The sequence below is a fragment of the Sphingobacterium lactis genome (genome assembly GCF_051951495.1).
GTDB lineage: Bacteria > Bacteroidota > Bacteroidia > Sphingobacteriales > Sphingobacteriaceae > Sphingobacterium > Sphingobacterium lactis_A.
In genome coordinates, this window is sequence record NZ_JBNHAS010000002.1 from 674,140 (window position 1) to 690,765 (window position 16,626).

Here is a 16,626-nt window from a genome sequence, read left to right on the forward strand (position 1 = left end):
TTTTAAATTACATATATGTTCGATAAACTAAAAAATGCTATAAAGCTCTTTAAATCAGTGGATTTGGAGCAGTTGGAAAAAATCTCACAGAAAGTTGATTTAGCCGAAGTTTTGTCATCTGTATCAAAAATGGATGAAAATCAGCTCAAAATGGCCATGAAAATGTTGACTGGAAGTAAGAAAAAAAGAGAAGCTCCACCCATAAATGCCGACTTTTATGAGGTCTCCTCAAAATTATCTGCCGAAGATCAAGCTCTACAAATGAAAGTGCGCCATTTCTTGGAAACAGAAATTAAGCCTATAGTAAACAAATATTGGTTGCATGATGAATTTCCTTTTGAGGTCATCCCTAAGCTCGCTGAGCTCAACGTATGTGGCTATGTCTATGAGGGCTATGGTTGTGCCGGTGGGACTTCCCTAATGGACGGTATCATTGCCAGTGAATTTGGACGTATCGATCCTTCCATCGCTACATTTTTAGGTGTTCAGAGCGGACTTGCTATGGGGTCTATCTATATGTGTGGTTCGGATGAGCAGAAGAACGAATGGTTACCTGCCATGCAGCAGCTTAAGAAAATCGGGGCCTTTGGGCTAACCGAGCCTTTGGTAGGTTCGGCTACAGCCGGTGGTCTTACCACCACATGTAAAAGAGAAGGGGATACCTGGGTGCTAAATGGTCAGAAAAAATGGATCGGAAACTCGACTTTCTCGGATATCACGATTATCTGGGCCAGGGATTTAGATGATCAACAGGTGAAAGGTTTTATCGTTCGAAAGGAGAATCCAGGATTTTCTGTAGAGAAAATCAAAGATAAAATGGCCTTACGTATTGTTCAGAATGGTTTGATCACCTTGACCGATTGCCGTATTCCGGAATCAGACCGCATGCCATTTGCCAATTCATTTAAAGACACCGCCAAGGTGCTGCAGATGACTCGAGCGGGTGTGGCATGGATGGCAGTGGGATGTGCCCGTGGAGCTTATGAAAACGCCTTAGATTACACCATCAAGAGAGAACAGTTCGGAAAGCCGATTGCTTCCTTCCAATTGATCCAAAATCACTTGGTCGAAATGCTGTCTAATTTAACCGCCATGCAGACGTTGGTTTTCCGCCTTTCGGAAATACAGGATGATGAAAAATTGAAAGATGAGCATGCTTCCTTAGCCAAGGTGTTTTGTACCATGCGTATGCGTGATATCGTTTCCAGAGCAAGAGAGGTTATGGGTGGGAATGGAATTCTTTTGGAATATAACGTTGCTCGCTTCTTGGCGGATGCCGAGGCCATCTATTCTTACGAAGGAACCAAAGAAATCAATTCTTTGATCGTGGGACGTAGCATCACGGGATTCAGTGCCTTTGTATAAGTTGAAGAAATAATCTTTAACATGATATCTTAGTGCACAATGATTTGATTGTGCACTTTTTTTATTTTCCACCTATCGCTACGCCACATAAATCCCTTAATAGGCTAATATTGCTTTGAGTTTAAATACATTCAAACAGTATATTGGTTAGGGTTTGCTTCGAGACACTTAGGGAATTTCCTTGGATCTGATAGGGATCTTGTTCGGATCTCGTTCGGTCGGAACCGAACGAGATCCGAAGGAGATCCGAACAAGTTCCGAAGGAGATCCGTTAGAGTCTCGAAGCAAACCCCTAGGAAACCCCTGTGTGAGACGATGAGAATACAAACAAAAGACAACAGAATTTAGGCGAAGGACTATGGGATTTTTGGTGAAATTAATAATCGAAAAGTAGGTATTAATGGATTAATTTGAAGCGATCATTTAGCGTATTTATATTCAAGGTTGGGGTGATTGAATCTTTTTTAAATGAATGGATATATTGTACATAAAAAAAGCGACCGAATTGATATTCGATCGCTTTTTCTATGTTATCCTTTATGGGGATTATTTCTTGTTTTTATTTTGTTGAGCTGCTTGTTGAGCGCGCATCATATCTTCCATTTTCTTTTGGAAAGATGATTTCTTTTCTGATTCTGGTTTCTTTTTGTGTGCTTCGATTTTCGCTAAGATTTTATCATCATTTACGAATTGACGAATCAATACTTGCGTTAAGAAGGTAAGAACCGCAGAAAGGAAGTAATAATAGTTCAGACCTGCAGGGAAGCTGTTCAATACAAAGAAGAAGATCAACGGCATAAAGTAACCGATGTATTTCATCTGATTGTTTGCTCCTGCTGACGTCGCGTTATTATACCAAGTGGTTAATAAGGTGGTGATCGTCATCAACACACACATTAACGAGATGTGATCAATAAATCCGAAGAGAGAAGGGAAAGTGATCGGCGCATCATAAGTTGATAGATCCTTAACCCATAGGAAGCTTTCTCCACGTAATTCGAACAAGTTCGGGAAGAAGAAGAAGAACGCTAGGGTAAATGGCATTTGCAATAGCAAAGGCAAACATCCTCCAAGTGGGTTAACACCTGCTTGCTTATAAAGCTTCATTTGTTCTTGTTGCAACAACATTGGGTTATCATCGCCCACCTTCGCTTTAATCTCATCCAATTGCGGTTTTAACACACGCATTTTACCCATGGATTGGTATGACTTGTAGGTCAATGGGAACATCAATAATTTTAAGAACAAGGTTAAGATTAGAATCACAATACCGTAGTTCATGTTGAATCCATCAAGGAAATCAAAAATCGGTACAGTAATGAATTTGTTGATCCAGCTCATTGGGCCCCATCCCATATTGATGATTTTATCAAATCCATTCCCTTCAGCCTTTAAGGTCTTATACTTGTTAGGTCCGAAGAAGAAGCTGAAGCTGTATTGGGTATTTGGCTGATTTAAGGCAGGCAGTTCCGCAGTAGCTTGGTAGTTCTTCACATAACCATCCTGGGTCATGAAAGTTGACTTCAATTTACTGTTGCTTAATCCTTCCTTACTGGTCAATACGGTTGAGAAGAAATGTTGTTTGAAACCGATCCAATTGACCTTTTTCTCGATAGTTTCTTCTTCATCACTGGTTTCAGAAAGGTGATCTACCGATCCCTCTACATCACGATAGTAAATTGCAGATTTCTCACGCTCAGATTTTACATTACGTTCTTTTTGAAGTAGGGTAGACTGCCAGTTCAATAATACTGTCTGCGACTTCACATCCATCAGGTCATTTAGACCAACTGCTTTCACGTCTAATTTTAAGTTGTAGTCGTTTCCAGCAAGTGTATAGATGTAGTCGATGTATTTATCAGCAGCATAAGACAAGCGCATGGTCAATGATTTGGAATCTTTTCCAGTAACGGAAAATCCTGTACCCTGAGCTTGGAAGTAAAGGTCATTGGTCTTTACAGCCTTACCTGGAATATTGAATTCTAATCCGAAACGGTTATCATTTCCATCAAATAGAACCACTTTCGTTCCATCGAAATTCTTTTCTCCTTTTAATTCTACCGATTTAACACGTCCACCTTTGTTCGTTAATTTAACGATCAAGCGTTCGTTTTCTAAGATTAAATCTTGTTCCTGACCTACCGATGCAGCACCGAAAGGCTGAGTTAATAAAACAGAGTCTGGAGTTTGAGGTACTAATTGCGCGGTCTTCATGGAGTCAGCAACAGGGGCTGTTCCATTCTGGGCATGCTTAATTGAGTCTTGAAGTTGTTGTTCCTTTTTAATCTCGTCTTCTGATGGCTTTAATAAATAAAAAGAGCCGATCAGGATACCGAAGATTAAAACAAAACCTAGAATGTTATTTCTATCCATTTTTTATTGTTTACTATTCTTTCGTCGTGTTCTTTAACTGCGATGTTTTCTTATGCGCTAAAGCAGCGGCTACAAAGCTAACAAAAAGTGGGTGAGGATTTACTACTGTTGACTTTAATTCTGGGTGAAATTGTCCAGCTACGAAAAAAGGATGGTCTTTCAGCTCCACAATTTCCACTAATCCAGTGTCTGGATTGAATCCTGAGGCAATCATACCTGCCTTTTCGTAATCTTTCAAATATTCGTTATTGAACTCATAACGGTGACGGTGTCTCTCAGAGATCTTAGTCTTACCGTAAATATGGAATGCTTTAGAGCCTTTTTTGATTTCACAATCATAAGCTCCCAAGCGCATCGTACCACCCATATTGGTGATGTTCTTTTGCTCTTCCATCAAATTGATAACCGGATGAGGCGTTTTATCGTCCATCTCGAAGCTGTTTGCTCCTTTAAGACCTAAAACATTACGTCCGAATTCGATTACCGAACATTGCATCCCTAAACAGATACCAAAGAATGGGATCTTGCTTTCACGTACGAAGCGGATGGTCTCTAATTTACCTTCTAAACCTCGCTCACCAAAACCCGGTGCTACCAATACGCCATCAAGACCTCTTAGTTTCTCTGAAACGTTTTCTTGGTTCACACTCTCCGCCGCAATGTATTTTACCTTTACACGAGTCTCATTGCTTGCGCCAGCATGAATGAAGGCCTCAGCAATGGATTTATAAGCATCCGGAAGTTCTACATATTTACCAACTAAACCAATGTTGATTTCATCCGTAGGGTTTTTCAATCTGCCTAAGAATGCTTTCCATTGTTCCAGGTTAGGTTCGTTTTTAGTCGAAAGTTTCAATTTAGCCAATACAGTTTTGTCCAATTGTTCTTTCAGCATGTTCAAAGGAACATCGTAAATGGTCGGTGCATCGATGGATTCGATAACAGCATTGATATTTACATTACAGAATAAGGCTAACTTCTTACGGATATCGTTGTTCAATTTGTGTTCAGTACGACAAACTAAGATATCTGGTTGAACACCATATTCCAATAATGTTTTAACAGAATGTTGCGTAGGTTTTGTTTTCAACTCACCAGCTGCCGCTAGGTAAGGAACAAGGGTAAGGTGGATCACCAAAGAGTCGTTATTGCCCAACTCCCAACGTAATTGTCTCACTGCCTCAATAAATGGAAGCGATTCGATATCACCTACAGTACCACCAAGTTCTGTGATGACGATGTCGTAATCCCCGGATTGACCGAGTAACAACATTCTACGTTTAATTTCATCGGTAATGTGTGGAACGACCTGGACGGTCTTTCCAAGGTATGCTCCTGCGCGCTCTTGCTCAATAACGTGGCTGTAGATACGGCCTGTTGTCACGTTGTTGGCTTGAGAGGTAGGTACGTTCAAGAAACGCTCGTAGTGACCTAAGTCAAGGTCAGTTTCTGCTCCATCCTCTGTAACATAGCATTCACCATGTTCATACGGATTAAGTGTTCCTGGATCGATGTTGATGTACGGGTCAAATTTCTGGATGGTTACTTTAAAACCACGTGCCTGGAGAAGCTTGGCAAGGGAGGCTGCAATAATACCTTTCCCTAACGACGAAGTTACGCCGCCCGTAACAAAGATGTATTTAGTCATAGCAATATATGGATTTCTAAAGATTTTTGATCAAAATTAGGTGCGATCAAATGCTCTATGTACGGGATACAAAGGTATGAATTTTTATTAGATTTAGGATAAAAAAAATTCCTACCAATATTTTTAAGGTTATGCTTTTGGGATCAATTTGTTAAATGCCTCTGCGATAACTTCAAGGAGAATATAAACCTGCTCAGACTGCTATTTTATCTCAATTTTTACCTTCAAATAACATAGAATTGCTTTAACTTTAGTCATAAATTGAACATATCATATGGAATATAGAAGAATGGGTAAATCAGGATTGCAACTTAGCGTGCTGTCCTTTGGTTCGTGGGTTACTTTTGCAAGACAAACCGATGACCATACCAATGAAAGATTAATGACGCAAGCTTATGAGGCGGGTGTCAATTTTTTTGATAATGCGGAGGTATATTCTGCCGGATTATCAGAGGAAATGATGGGTCGTGTCTTGAAAAAGCTTAACTGGGATAGATCTTCTTATGTATTGTCCAGCAAAGCCTATTTTGGTTGGAAAGGAGAGGATAAGAAACCAAACCAACATGGTTTGAGTAGAAAACATTTAATGGAGGCTTGCCACGAGGCTTTAGAGCGCCTGCAAGTGGAGTATTTGGATTTGTACTATTGTCACCGTCCGGATGCGAATGTGCCCATGGAAGAGGTGGTTCGCACCATGAACACCTTAATTCAACAGGGTAAGGTGTTTTACTGGGGTACAAGCGAATGGACTGCTGCCGAAATCATGGAGGCGCATATGATTGCTAAGGATTTAGGATTAGAAGGCCCTGCGGTGGAACAGCCGGAATACAATTTGTTCAACAGACGTAAATTAGAGGTGGACTATGCGCCAATCTTCAGAAACGTAGGCATGGGAACGACCATTTGGAGTCCTTTGGCATCTGGGATTTTAACAGGTAAATACAATGATGGTATTCCAGAGGGATCAAGAATGTCTTTGGAAGGTTACGAATGGTTAAAGGATCGTGCGGTGGTAGAGGATAAGATTAACCGTATAAAAGCTTTAGGTGACTTCGCCAATGAATTGGGTGTGTCTTTGCCAACGCTATCCATAGCTTGGTGTATTAGTAATCCGAATGTAACTACGGCTATATTGGGAGCTACTAAAGTAGATCAGTTGACTGAAAATCTAAAAGCCTTGGAGGTTCTTCCTTTGATGACCGAAGAAGTAAAGCAGAAGATTGATGATATTATGGGGACAAAACCAGTTGTGATTCGCAACTAGTCTCTTAAATAGATAGAATTGAAATCCTGGGTTATGATAAATGGCTCAGGATTTTTTTGGTAGAGTTGGGTTCGGTAGGTAGAAAATAAAATAGGGCTATGACAGATGTCAAGCCCTAAAATATCTTTTACAAGAAGTCTTTCTCGATTATCTTTTAGCTTTGATACGAGCAGCTTTACCGGTAAGTCCACGAAGATAGAATAATTTCGCACGACGTACTTTACCTACGCTGTTAACTTCAATTTTTTCAATGTTAGGAGAGTTTATAGGGAAAATACGTTCAACACCCACACCGTTTGAGATTTTACGAACGGTAAATGTAGCGTTAACACCTTCACTGTTTAACTGAATAACCACACCTTGGTACACCTGTACACGCTCTTTATTTCCTTCGCGAATTTTATAATGAACGCTGATGGTATCTCCTGCTTTGAAAGCGGGAATTTCATTTTTTACTACCGCTTGTTCTTCTACAAATTTTACTAAATCCATGATTCTGAGTAATTAATAACGATATTTAACCTGTAAAAATCGGAATGCAATATTACAGCTTTATTTTTAAATATGGAAATACTTTTTGAAAATATTTTCCTTTTTATTCAATGCGTGCAAAAGTAGGGATTATTCTATTGGAAACCTTAAGAAATGTAAAATAATTTTGGGGGAATAGGGTTGTAGAGGTTTGTTATAAAATAAGAATCAATAAATGAGAAGGTTATAAAATTTTATTAAAAAAGACTTGACAAAAATAAAAATCGCCGTATATTTGTGCCACACAAAACAAAGGTGATACCATTTCGGGGTGTAGCGTAGCCCGGTATCGCGCCACATTTGGGATGTGGAGGTCGTAGGTTCGAATCCTGCCACCCCGACAACACTTACACTAAGTAAGGTCAAAAACCCTCAAATTCTATGAATTTGAGGGTTTTTTTGTTTTATATTATATCAGGAAACCCCAATAAATATCAATCTAAATGTGAGTTAAACGGTGAGTCTTTTTAAGTTTTATATTTACTCACCGGATAGCTTATAAATAATTGTAAATCATTTATTTACAACATTTATTTTGATGCTATTTATTATTGTTTGACTTCTTTACTGCATCATATCCAATAGTTGGATTGAGAGAACTGCACTAAAGTGTATCAGTTGAACATAAAATAAATGGATATGAAGAGTAAAAACACTTTTGGGATTCAATTCCTGTTACGGTTGCCCAAGAACAAGAAAGACGAAATGGCCACTGTTTATGCAAGGATTACAGTAAACGGCCGTAGAACTGAAATTTCCCTAAAAAGCAAAGTATCGATCAACAATTGGGACGAAGTAAAAGGAAGAGCAAAAGGAAAACGCCAAGAAATCGTAAAGCTGAACAGCCACATGGAGCAGGTACGCTCCCTTATTTTCGATTGTTATCACCAGTTGGTGCAGCAAAATAAAACCGTTACCATTGAAGCGGTTAAATCTGTCTACCTAGGCGAGGACATAGAGGAAACAATGACTCTTCTAAAGCTAGTGGAATACCATAAACAAGTGGCAGTAAGTAAACTTGCCCCCGGTACCATGAAAAATTATTATACCACCGAAACCTATATTCAAAAATTTATAAAACAAAAATATGGAAAAAAAGACATACCGTTGGATGAACTGAACTATCGGTTCATTTTGGATTTTGAAAACTTCCTTAATGACTACAAACCTAAAGATCATCATAAGCCCATAAATAATAATGGGGTGATGAAACATATGGAACGTTTGCGGAAGATGGTCAATTTGGCTGTTACGATGGATTGGCTGGTTAGGGATCCATTTGCCAAATACAAACTTCGGTTTGAAAAGGTAGAAAGAGGCCATTTGTCAAAAGAGGAGCTAACTGTTTTGCTTAATAAATCCTTTTCAATAGAGCGTCTGCAATCCGTGTCGGACATGTTCATTTTTAGTTGCTATACAGGTCTTGCTTACATCGACATTTTTAACCTGACCCCCGAAAATATTTCAAAAGGAATCGACGGAAAAGATTGGTTGACGACAAAAAGACAAAAGACCGATACAACGGTTCGAGTTCCTTTGCTGCCCGAGGCTTCAGATCTTCTTAAGAAGTACAGAGGGCATCCGGTAGCTGAGGCGAATGGAACGATCTTCCCTGTCATATCCAACCAGCGAATGAACGGTTATTTAAAAGAGATCGCAGAAATTTGCGGCATCAATAAAAATTTAACGTTCCATCTCGCAAGGCATACTTTTGCTACAACGGTGACATTAAGCAATGGTGTGCCAATTGAATCGGTGAGTAAAATGCTTGGCCATACATCTATACGTACCACCCAAATTTATGCTAAGGTGTTGGAACATAAGCTAAGTGAGGATATGCACAAGTTAGAGGTTAGAATGGCTTCCCAGGATTAGATACTTCTAGATCATTATTGAAATGAAACGAGGTAAGGATGTAATTTTAATGGATGCAATACTATATGTGTGCCTTTGGACGCCAAATGCAACCACTGACTGCCATGTTGATCAAATTCGTAGATACTTTTGGTTCATTTGTATCCGTAAAGACAGAAAAGACCATAAATCAATTCTGTTCTAGAGGAGAGAATTTAGAAACATTAAAAAGCAGCGCAAATGAAAGTAGAACTTATCACTAAAGAAGACTTAGATAGCTTTAAAAAGGAACTTCTTGAAGAAATCAGGAGAAATAGACCACATCCGAGAAAAGCCGAAAAGGAGCCTCGGGAATGGCTCAAGAGTTACGAGATCCGAGAATTATTGGGGATTTCAGCGGGGACACTCCAAAACCTTCGGCTAAACGGAACGTTACCGTTCACGAAAATCGGTGGATTGATGTATTATCGGTATGAAGATATCCGGAAACTAATGGATGGTGTTGATGGGAGTTAGGGATTAAAATATTAAAAAATAAATGATATCAAGCAGGATTTGACGATCCTGCTTTTTTTTTGCCGGTACTTTTTGCAGCCAAAGCACATTTACCTCCCATAGCAATATCCTCGCAGTAAAAGAGCTTTCCGGCTATTTCTGAAACAGAAATTTTTAAAAAAAACCTCTCCGCTATTCCCATTTTCAGATATTTTTAAAATCCCTGTTCTGTGGTTTTGAGAACCACACCTTAAGAAAACATTTATCAATCCGACGAATTGGAAGTATTATTTCAATTCAAAACAGACCATTTTCTAATGCAATTTTCTCGGCTTCCACATTTCTTTTATTCAAAGAAGCCTGTATGCACTATTGTCCCATTTCAAGAGCAAAGGTATTTCCGTGTTCTTAACACCGCCAAAAGGTCAAGCAAGTTTGAAAAAAAATCTCCACCCGCTGGGTAGTATTTATTTTTCAAAACCTTGTGTCGGCTAAACACGAACCTTTTATGCTCGTGAAACGAAACATAGCATACTCCGGCTCTTTGGACGAATAAAAAAAATGTCAGTTATGAAAATTATAAGCATTAAAAATGGTAATGAAACGAAACAGCACCTCCTCTCATTACCGAATAAATCAGAAAAATTAAATCAAATATCAATCACTAAAAATCAGCGAAAATGAACATCACAGGCAGACTGACAAGAAATGCGGAAGTACGCACATTGTCGAACGAAAAACAGGTGGTAAACTTTTCAGTAGCGGTAAACGACAGCTACCGTAACAAACAGGGCGAACGAGTAGAGCAAACCACCTACTTCGATTGTGCCTACTGGATAACTCCAAACGTGGCAAGGCTACTGACAAAAGGCACTTTGGTAGAACTCACAGGGCGTGTAAGTCCGAGAGCGTGGGTAAACAAAGACGGAGAACCAAGAGCAGGACTTAATTTCCATACCTCACAAATCAAATTGCACGGAGGTAGCAATAGAGCCGAAACCGTACAGGTTACTGCAAAAGCAGAAAACAACAGCATTGCAGGAATATCAACCGAGGACGACCTCCCATTTTAACAACGAATATTCAATCGTTTTTCAACATCAAAATTTTAGCATTATGGCACATAACATCAATTACAACGAGAAAACAGGACGTTATTCATTCTTTAGCGTTCAGCAAAAAGCGTGGCACGGTCTGGGGCAAATCGTAGAGCAGTACCCCACAAGCGAGGAAGCTATCCGACACGCAGGGTTAGATTACGAGGTAGTCAAATCCCCTCTGTTTACCAAAGGTTCGGGCATTACCGAAACCGCAGACGGTATCGAGATAGGCAGTAACGAACTGGAAGTACCTAACTGTTTCGCCAACATACGCACCGATAACAATGCCGTATTGGGCGTAGTGGGTAAAGATTACCACATCGTACAAAACCGTGAAGCGTTCAGTTTCTTTGATGCTATCGTAGGAGGTGGCGAGGGTATTCTGTACGAAACCGCAGGGGCATTGGGCAAAGGCGAACGCATTTTTATCACAGCCAAATTGCCCGACTATATCCGTGTAGGCAATGGCGATGATGTTACGGAAAAATACATCTTCCTTACCACAAGCCACGACGGAAGCGGAAGTATTACCGCAGCGTTTACGCCTATCCGTATCGTTTGCCAAAACACCCTTAACGCTTCATTGCGGAATATGACCAATGTAGTCCGTATCAAGCACACATCGGGAGCAAAACAGCGTATCGAGAATGCACATAGGATAATGGGGTTAGCCAACACATTGAGCGACCAGCTACAGGGTATTTTCAATGACTGGACAACGATAAGGGCAACAGACCAAGAGGTCAGAAAGCTAATCCAATTGGCACTATGCCCGAACAAAGAAACCCTTGAGCTCATCAAAAAAGGTGCTGAAGACGAAATATCAACAATGTTTAAAAATGCCGTGAACGATGCGTTTGCCTATGCAATGACGAGTGATACGCAACAAATGGACACTACAAAAGGCACATTGTTCGGAGCATACAATGCTGTTACAGGCTACTTCCAAAATGTACGCAATTACAGGGATGACGAAGCCAAGTTACAGAGTATTGTATTGGGTGGAACGGCTCAAATGAAAGGACAAAAAGCATTTGACCTATGTACAGCCTTTGCGACAGACGGTGCGGAAATCCTAAACCTCAATTAGATAATCACAGGCTACCGCCACAATCGGTGGTAGCCTGTTAAAAATAAGTTTTATGAAAGCGATAACAATAGAGGAAGCCAAAAATTTGGCGAGAGCCAAGAGCCTTGAAAAGAAGCACAAAGGCGAAAGCGTATTTATCATTTACTGCAATCGTACAGAGCATTTCTATATAGACACGAACGGTTTAGTACGCCTTTGGGAAAAATTACACGGCTACTATGTAAATGGGGTTTATGCCACCGAAGATTAACGCATAACATTCAAAAGCAGTTACAATGGAAACGAACGCCATAGCGATAAAATTTGTCAGCCACGAAGTACCCGAATTGGAAACGCTGAAAACCTCAAAGGTCTATCAGCTAAGGGAAAAACTGAACAAGGGCGAGAAGCTAAGCCGAGCCGAGAAAAATTGGATTGCGGAAGCGGTAAACCGAAACGCCTTTTTTAACGGGGCAGTTCCCCTAATGGGTTATCGGTTTGGGTTTGATGATATTCTAAAAACCTATGTAGTGAAGCAGTACGACAGTTGGCAGGAATACAGCGCACCCGACAAAACGAGCCTACGGAGTATAATCTATGGCAGGATTGACCAAATAGCAGAAATCAGTCATTAACACTTAAAGCAATCAAAGATGGAAACAACAGATAGAATTACCAAAGAAACAGACCTTGAAAAGTTTTGCAGGGAGCGATTTAAGCACTTGACCAATGCACAGCTTGTGGCAAGGGTAAACGGTCTTCCCGATTTTGGTTGGGATGATGAGGGCGTGGAACTGCGAAGAAGGCATAGGGTATCAAACGGTGCGTTTGACTATGCCTTTAATCATAACACGATGGTAATCCTAAAAGACGATTAATGATGTACGTAACAGATTTAAACGGTTGCCAAATCGAAGTAACGGATTTAAAGGAAGCCATAAAAATAGCAGGGCGGTACAAAGAATACCGCCACGAGGACGAGCGTTTTTCCGAGTTCGACAAGAGGCAAAAAGCCTATTGGGCGGATATGTACGAGAAACTTACAGCCATCAAAGAACAAGTAACAACACATTAAAACTCACAGCAATGAACACAAATTTTTTCAATCAAGTACAGCAGTTGGATTTTACAGGAATATTGCAACTGAACATTTCTAAGGGGATAGAAAACAAACTAATCGTAACAGTATTGCTCAACAATGAGCAATGCGGAGATAGTGCGAAAAACCTCATTCCCCCATTGATTTTTAACGCCACTTCGCAGGAGTTTGACGAGGGATTTTTTGAGCAGATAAACGCACCAATTAAAGCCATATCGGGTTTAATGGTGGATATGGAAGCCTTTATGAAGCAAATGGAAACCGTCAAACTGCAATCCGAAATGGAGAAGCAGAAAACCGAGAAAGCCAAAAAGGAAAAAGAAACCAAAGACAAGAAGTACAAAGACGGTATGGCAAAGGTGGACGAGTTGGAGAAAGAGGGCAAGTTCCGTGAAGCGTGGATGAAAGTACCCGACATTACGGAGTTTCCCGAAAAAGCGGACGAGATACGCAAACGCAAAACGTCATTGTCCGACAAGTTCGGGACACCGAGCCTTTTTGGTGGAGTAACGGAGGAGCAACCCGAACCGCCAAAAACGGAGGAGGTTGCTACCTATTGCCCAATAAATACAACAAACGAAGAAGTAGAATATTAACAATTAAAAACGAACATTATGTTATTAGCAACAGTATTACCGAGAATTTTCATACTCAAAGATAAAGGACAGGATATTCCATTGACTGACCCCGAACCACGTTGGAGCGTGGAAGCCGTAATGAATTTCTATGCAAATTCTTATCCGATACTGACCACTGCCAAAGTATCTGCCCCTGTTATCCGTGACGATACAATACAGTACCGATTTGAGAGTGTAATGGGAACGAAAGGTTAAATCAAAAATCAAAAAAAATGAATTATGCAACGCAATATCATATCGGGCATCATCAAAACCCTACAGCAACCGAAACAGAAGACTTTGCACAAACAGTTGGGCGAGTTCGCAGATTGGATGCAAAGACCAAAGAACGCAGACGAAATAAGAAAAGACAAAATGAAATCGGTACCGATAACGGTACTACCAATGGTTTTCTAAAATGCTCATTTCTGCCTAAACTGCAAGAAGCACAAACCGTACAGGCTTGTGGAAAATCGGAAAAGACGGAAAGGGATTTTTATCAGTCCCTTTCCAAATTGGCAGGGCATTACGGTATACAACCTATGCAGTCCAGGCAGTACGGCTATCCCTACAATATCGCTTTAGCTTTGGATTCCACAGAGGAACAGTTAAGAAAGAAGTTTCGTGATTGGGAAGAACTCCGTTTGATACAGGATAGTAAGAAAACGTATTTCGTAAGTGAAGAACGGTACAGTACAGGTGCAACCCTGTATTACATTCCCGTAGTGCCATTGTACCGACTATCTAAGCATCCCAATCGCAAGCAAGCCGTACAGCTATTGCAATCCGTGTGTGCGTACCTATACCACATTGCAGATGTTCCTTACTATCGACAGGAAAACAGTTATCTGTATTGGATGTATGAAATGGTAACAGAGTGGATTGTAAGCGATGACGAGAATGAGGACACGACAACGTATTTAAGCGAGATTAGGCAATCAGAACAGATAGGCGAACGTATGGAGCAGAAAATTTACAACAAGCACAATTTGAGCCGATTTGCAGTCCGTTTAAACTCCTTTAAAATCAAAGACAGCTTTGACCAAGATTGCTACAAACTGGCAAGTGAAGCCTTTGCCTTGTATGAACAATACCCGAATGCTACCATAAACCGTAATGCCCTGCCAAGCGGAGAAGCAAGCGAAGAAGATATGGAAAATAGTATAGGTGTGGAAAAGTACGTTTCGTTCTGTGCCGATGCAAAAGGTATTTTGTTTCAAACACTTTTTGAGAGCGTGAACACCGAGTTGCAAGAATACGGACAAATGGAAGAACCCACCATTGTGAAAAGGTTTGATGGTAGTGATATTACTGCAAATACCCTTGAATTTGAAAACCGTGTTTTTGCCTTAATTGAGGAATTGATATACATACTGAATAACTTTTAGATACTCTAAAATGAAAGATATAACACAAAACTTTGGAACGCTTTACCACCCTTTATCGGCTTTGGTTTTTTACCAAACCAAAGGAAGTAATAGAACCACCTATGTAGAGCATTTTGATATGGATAGGAACGGTAATCCAATCAACGCCCATCCTTTGACCGAGAGAGAAGCTAAAGAATTGGCAAAAGCACTCAATACGGAAAAGGAAAAGAGCAAGGCATTTTTAAAATCTAACGGCATTCTGCCTACCAACGTCCTGCACATTAATCCGAGTGAAAACGGTACGGTGCTTTGGTACACCAAAGCACGAAAAGTCAAAATGTTCTTTACTGAAAGTCTTGAAATACCAAACGGTACGGCGAAAGTACCTGCAATGCTTTGGTATGCAAGCAAACAGAGCCTTATTGTTTTCGCCCTAGAAAAAGACCGAAGACCTACCGAGAATACCGTATTATTTCACGCACCATTTTTCAATATTTACGAGGACGGACACGTATGTATGGGAACTGTAGATATCAATATCAAAAATTCTGCTTCGGTTGAAGAATTTATGCAAGCGTGGGAAAGCTACTTTTTTAACAGCTATTTCAGTCACTTGGTAAACGAACACAACCCCATAAAAGGAAATTGTGTAAGCCTTTGGAAAGACCTCATCGGCACAGACAAAGCCTTTCCTGAAGATATATTGAAAAAGACAAACAAGACCATAAAAACGATATTGTAATGAGCAAAGAAATTTTAAAAGTCCATTTTACGGACAGCGATTTGATAAATCCTACCAATCCCATAACGGTAAACGTAATCGGTGCAGGTGGTACAGGCTCAAAAGTAATGACTGCCTTGCTTGAGATGAACCACAGCCTAAACGAGTTAGGACACGCAGGGTTGTTTATTCGTCTTTGGGATGATGATGTAATTACCCAAGCCAATTTAGGAAGACAGCGTTTTGCAGAAAGTGAGGTCGGTTTGTACAAATCTGTTGCTATCATTAACCGTATAAATCGCTTCTCAGGTACGAACTGGAAAGCGGAAGCAAGGAAATTTGAAAAAGACAATAGCGACAGTTTCCCCGAAAATGCAGGAGGAAGTATTTATATTTCCTGTGTGGATAGCGTAAAAGCAAGATTTGAAATTGCGGAAATATTAAGTGAATTGAGCAATGGAAGACCCTATTCCAACCGCCCACGTTATTGGTTGGACTTCGGCAACAGTCAACATACAGGACAAGTTTTACTATCTACCATAGGAAAAATTCGCCAACCCAATTCAGAGAAATATGAAACGGTGGCAAGCCTGCCAATGGTTACGGATGAATTTGGCGAACTGCTTAAACAATCCGAACTGGAAGACGATACACCGAGCTGTTCCCTTGCCGAAGCGTTGGAAAAGCAGGACTTGTATATCAATTCCTCATTGGTTCAGATGGGTTGTTCACTGTTATGGGGTATGTTTAAAAATGGTTTGACACCATACAGGGGATTTTTTCACAACCTGAAAGATTTCCGAACCCATCCTATAAAAGTCGCCTGATTGGAAAATCGGGCGGCAAAAAGACACTCCCTCCCGATGGTCGGGACAGTCTTTTTGCATAAATCGGAGCAACCTCTTTGGCAAAATGGGATGCCTACCCACCATTCATTCCGGCACATTTTACCAAACAGGTTGCGACATTATTTGAGGGATGTTCATTATCCCTTTTGTTGTTTTAGGGAACTTCTTTTCTTGCCACATTGGCGACCAAAGAAAAGAAGCAAAAGAACGCCGCATTATTTACCGCCACACAGTTATTAATTTTATCAGATAATTACCTTGAAGAGCCACAA

Annotated in this window: 19 protein-coding genes and 1 tRNA gene; 17 read left to right on the plus strand and 3 right to left on the minus strand. The window is 40.3% G+C overall.

The features are described from left to right. The first annotated feature begins 15 nt into the window (after positions 1-15). Entirely contained in the window at positions 16-1,365 is a 1,350-nt protein-coding gene (locus tag ACP6L2_RS10570; protein ID WP_440509177.1) for an acyl-CoA dehydrogenase family protein, read from the plus strand. 546 nt (positions 1,366-1,911) lie between these two features. On the opposite strand, the gene yidC is transcribed toward ACP6L2_RS10570, so the two are convergent. Both yidC and ACP6L2_RS10580 read right to left on the minus strand, forming a co-directional pair. Continuing rightward, a complete protein-coding gene (gene yidC / locus ACP6L2_RS10575; RefSeq protein ID WP_440509178.1) occupies positions 1,912-3,738 on the minus strand; it encodes a membrane protein insertase YidC in 1,827 nt (608 codons plus the stop codon). A 13-nt stretch (positions 3,739-3,751) separates the two neighbouring features. Then, positions 3,752-5,386: a CTP synthase gene (locus tag ACP6L2_RS10580; RefSeq protein WP_440509180.1), complete on the minus strand. Its 1,635-nt coding sequence runs from the start codon at positions 5,384-5,386 to the stop codon at positions 3,752-3,754. Positions 5,387-5,660: 274 nt separating this feature from the next. On the opposite strand from ACP6L2_RS10580, the gene ACP6L2_RS10585 reads away from it, so the two are divergent. Then, positions 5,661-6,650, plus strand: a complete 990-nt coding sequence (locus ACP6L2_RS10585) for a potassium channel beta subunit family protein (RefSeq protein ID WP_440509182.1) — start codon at positions 5,661-5,663, stop codon at positions 6,648-6,650. 147 nt (positions 6,651-6,797) lie between these two features. Here ACP6L2_RS10585 and rplS read toward each other — a convergent pair whose 3' ends face one another. Continuing rightward, a complete protein-coding gene (gene rplS, locus ACP6L2_RS10590) occupies positions 6,798-7,142 on the minus strand; it encodes a 50S ribosomal protein L19 (protein ID WP_344672872.1) in 345 nt (114 codons plus the stop codon). A gap of 306 nt (positions 7,143-7,448) precedes the next feature. On the opposite strand from rplS, the gene ACP6L2_RS10595 reads away from it, so the two are divergent. The 15 genes from ACP6L2_RS10595 to ACP6L2_RS10665 all read left to right on the plus strand — a co-directional run bounded on the left by ACP6L2_RS10595 (position 7,449) and on the right by ACP6L2_RS10665 (position 16,333). Continuing rightward, positions 7,449-7,522 (plus strand) — tRNA-Pro (locus ACP6L2_RS10595). 298 nt (positions 7,523-7,820) lie between these two features. Continuing rightward, complete coding sequence (locus tag ACP6L2_RS10600) at positions 7,821-9,056, plus strand: site-specific integrase (RefSeq protein WP_306427040.1); 1,236 nt, start codon at positions 7,821-7,823, stop codon at positions 9,054-9,056. Positions 9,057-9,109: 53 nt separating this feature from the next. Continuing rightward, a complete protein-coding gene (locus ACP6L2_RS10605; RefSeq protein WP_144034608.1) occupies positions 9,110-9,298 on the plus strand; it encodes a hypothetical protein in 189 nt (62 codons plus the stop codon). Continuing rightward, positions 9,276-9,551 carry a helix-turn-helix domain-containing protein gene (locus ACP6L2_RS10610; RefSeq protein ID WP_002993139.1) on the plus strand — a complete coding sequence of 92 codons (276 nt, stop codon included), beginning with the start codon at positions 9,276-9,278 and terminating at the stop codon, positions 9,549-9,551. The genes ACP6L2_RS10605 and ACP6L2_RS10610 overlap by 23 nt, the downstream gene beginning before the upstream one ends. Before the next feature lie 659 nt (positions 9,552-10,210). After that, the gene (locus ACP6L2_RS10615; protein ID WP_002993142.1) at positions 10,211-10,603 is read left to right on the plus strand and encodes a single-stranded DNA-binding protein; all 393 of its coding nucleotides are present in this window, start codon (positions 10,211-10,213) and stop codon (positions 10,601-10,603) included. 43 nt (positions 10,604-10,646) lie between these two features. Further along, on the plus strand, positions 10,647-11,720 hold the full coding sequence (locus ACP6L2_RS10620) for a DUF932 domain-containing protein (protein WP_002993143.1): 1,074 nt from the start codon (positions 10,647-10,649) through the stop codon (positions 11,718-11,720). Positions 11,721-11,772: 52 nt separating this feature from the next. Further along, positions 11,773-11,970 (plus strand): hypothetical protein, encoded by a 198-nt coding sequence (locus ACP6L2_RS10625; RefSeq protein WP_002993144.1) that lies wholly within the window; start codon positions 11,773-11,775, stop codon positions 11,968-11,970. Between the two features lie 25 nt (positions 11,971-11,995). Then, positions 11,996-12,334, plus strand: coding sequence for a hypothetical protein (locus tag ACP6L2_RS10630; protein WP_002993145.1), 339 nt, complete (start codon positions 11,996-11,998; stop codon positions 12,332-12,334). Positions 12,335-12,352: 18 nt separating this feature from the next. Next, positions 12,353-12,577, plus strand: coding sequence for a hypothetical protein (locus ACP6L2_RS10635; protein ID WP_002993146.1), 225 nt, complete (start codon positions 12,353-12,355; stop codon positions 12,575-12,577). Then, positions 12,577-12,774 carry a hypothetical protein gene (locus ACP6L2_RS10640; RefSeq protein WP_002993148.1) on the plus strand — a complete coding sequence of 66 codons (198 nt, stop codon included), beginning with the start codon at positions 12,577-12,579 and terminating at the stop codon, positions 12,772-12,774. The genes ACP6L2_RS10635 and ACP6L2_RS10640 overlap by 1 nt, the downstream gene beginning before the upstream one ends. A gap of 11 nt (positions 12,775-12,785) precedes the next feature. Continuing rightward, a complete protein-coding gene (locus ACP6L2_RS10645) occupies positions 12,786-13,394 on the plus strand; it encodes a PRTRC system protein E (RefSeq protein ID WP_002993149.1) in 609 nt (202 codons plus the stop codon). A gap of 18 nt (positions 13,395-13,412) precedes the next feature. Beyond that, positions 13,413-13,631 carry a PRTRC system protein C gene (locus ACP6L2_RS10650; protein WP_002993150.1) on the plus strand — a complete coding sequence of 73 codons (219 nt, stop codon included), beginning with the start codon at positions 13,413-13,415 and terminating at the stop codon, positions 13,629-13,631. Between the two features lie 17 nt (positions 13,632-13,648). After that, the gene (locus ACP6L2_RS10655) at positions 13,649-14,803 is read left to right on the plus strand and encodes a hypothetical protein (protein ID WP_094280377.1); all 1,155 of its coding nucleotides are present in this window, start codon (positions 13,649-13,651) and stop codon (positions 14,801-14,803) included. Between the two features lie 10 nt (positions 14,804-14,813). After that, complete coding sequence (locus ACP6L2_RS10660) at positions 14,814-15,527, plus strand: PRTRC system protein B (protein ID WP_440509187.1); 714 nt, start codon at positions 14,814-14,816, stop codon at positions 15,525-15,527. Continuing rightward, a complete protein-coding gene (locus tag ACP6L2_RS10665; protein WP_094280378.1) occupies positions 15,527-16,333 on the plus strand; it encodes a PRTRC system ThiF family protein in 807 nt (268 codons plus the stop codon). Before ACP6L2_RS10660 ends, ACP6L2_RS10665 begins: the two co-directional genes overlap by 1 nt. The last annotated feature ends 293 nt before the right edge of the window (positions 16,334-16,626 follow it).

Bases quoted from the DNA above. Each gene is read 5' to 3' on its own strand.
- ACP6L2_RS10650 (WP_002993150.1), top strand. From the start codon at position 13,413: ATGTTATTAGCAACAGTATTACCGAGAATTTTCATACTCAAAGATAAA.
- ACP6L2_RS10630 (WP_002993145.1), top strand. From the start codon at position 11,996: ATGGAAACGAACGCCATAGCGATAAAATTTGTCAGCCACGAAGTACCC.
- ACP6L2_RS10655 (WP_094280377.1), top strand. From the start codon at position 13,649: ATGAATTATGCAACGCAATATCATATCGGGCATCATCAAAACCCTACA.
- ACP6L2_RS10570 (WP_440509177.1), top strand. From the start codon at position 16: ATGTTCGATAAACTAAAAAATGCTATAAAGCTCTTTAAATCAGTGGAT.
- ACP6L2_RS10580 (WP_440509180.1), bottom strand. From the start codon at position 5,386: ATGACTAAATACATCTTTGTTACGGGCGGCGTAACTTCGTCGTTAGGG.
- ACP6L2_RS10605 (WP_144034608.1), top strand. From the start codon at position 9,110: ATGCAATACTATATGTGTGCCTTTGGACGCCAAATGCAACCACTGACT.
- ACP6L2_RS10600 (WP_306427040.1), top strand. From the start codon at position 7,821: ATGAAGAGTAAAAACACTTTTGGGATTCAATTCCTGTTACGGTTGCCC.
- ACP6L2_RS10610 (WP_002993139.1), top strand. From the start codon at position 9,276: ATGAAAGTAGAACTTATCACTAAAGAAGACTTAGATAGCTTTAAAAAG.
- ACP6L2_RS10640 (WP_002993148.1), top strand. From the start codon at position 12,577: ATGATGTACGTAACAGATTTAAACGGTTGCCAAATCGAAGTAACGGAT.
- ACP6L2_RS10645 (WP_002993149.1), top strand. From the start codon at position 12,786: ATGAACACAAATTTTTTCAATCAAGTACAGCAGTTGGATTTTACAGGA.
- ACP6L2_RS10585 (WP_440509182.1), top strand. From the start codon at position 5,661: ATGGAATATAGAAGAATGGGTAAATCAGGATTGCAACTTAGCGTGCTG.
- ACP6L2_RS10660 (WP_440509187.1), top strand. From the start codon at position 14,814: ATGAAAGATATAACACAAAACTTTGGAACGCTTTACCACCCTTTATCG.
- yidC (WP_440509178.1), bottom strand. From the start codon at position 3,738: ATGGATAGAAATAACATTCTAGGTTTTGTTTTAATCTTCGGTATCCTG.
- ACP6L2_RS10620 (WP_002993143.1), top strand. From the start codon at position 10,647: ATGGCACATAACATCAATTACAACGAGAAAACAGGACGTTATTCATTC.
- ACP6L2_RS10635 (WP_002993146.1), top strand. From the start codon at position 12,353: ATGGAAACAACAGATAGAATTACCAAAGAAACAGACCTTGAAAAGTTT.
- ACP6L2_RS10625 (WP_002993144.1), top strand. From the start codon at position 11,773: ATGAAAGCGATAACAATAGAGGAAGCCAAAAATTTGGCGAGAGCCAAG.
- ACP6L2_RS10665 (WP_094280378.1), top strand. From the start codon at position 15,527: ATGAGCAAAGAAATTTTAAAAGTCCATTTTACGGACAGCGATTTGATA.
- ACP6L2_RS10615 (WP_002993142.1), top strand. From the start codon at position 10,211: ATGAACATCACAGGCAGACTGACAAGAAATGCGGAAGTACGCACATTG.
- rplS (WP_344672872.1), bottom strand. From the start codon at position 7,142: ATGGATTTAGTAAAATTTGTAGAAGAACAAGCGGTAGTAAAAAATGAA.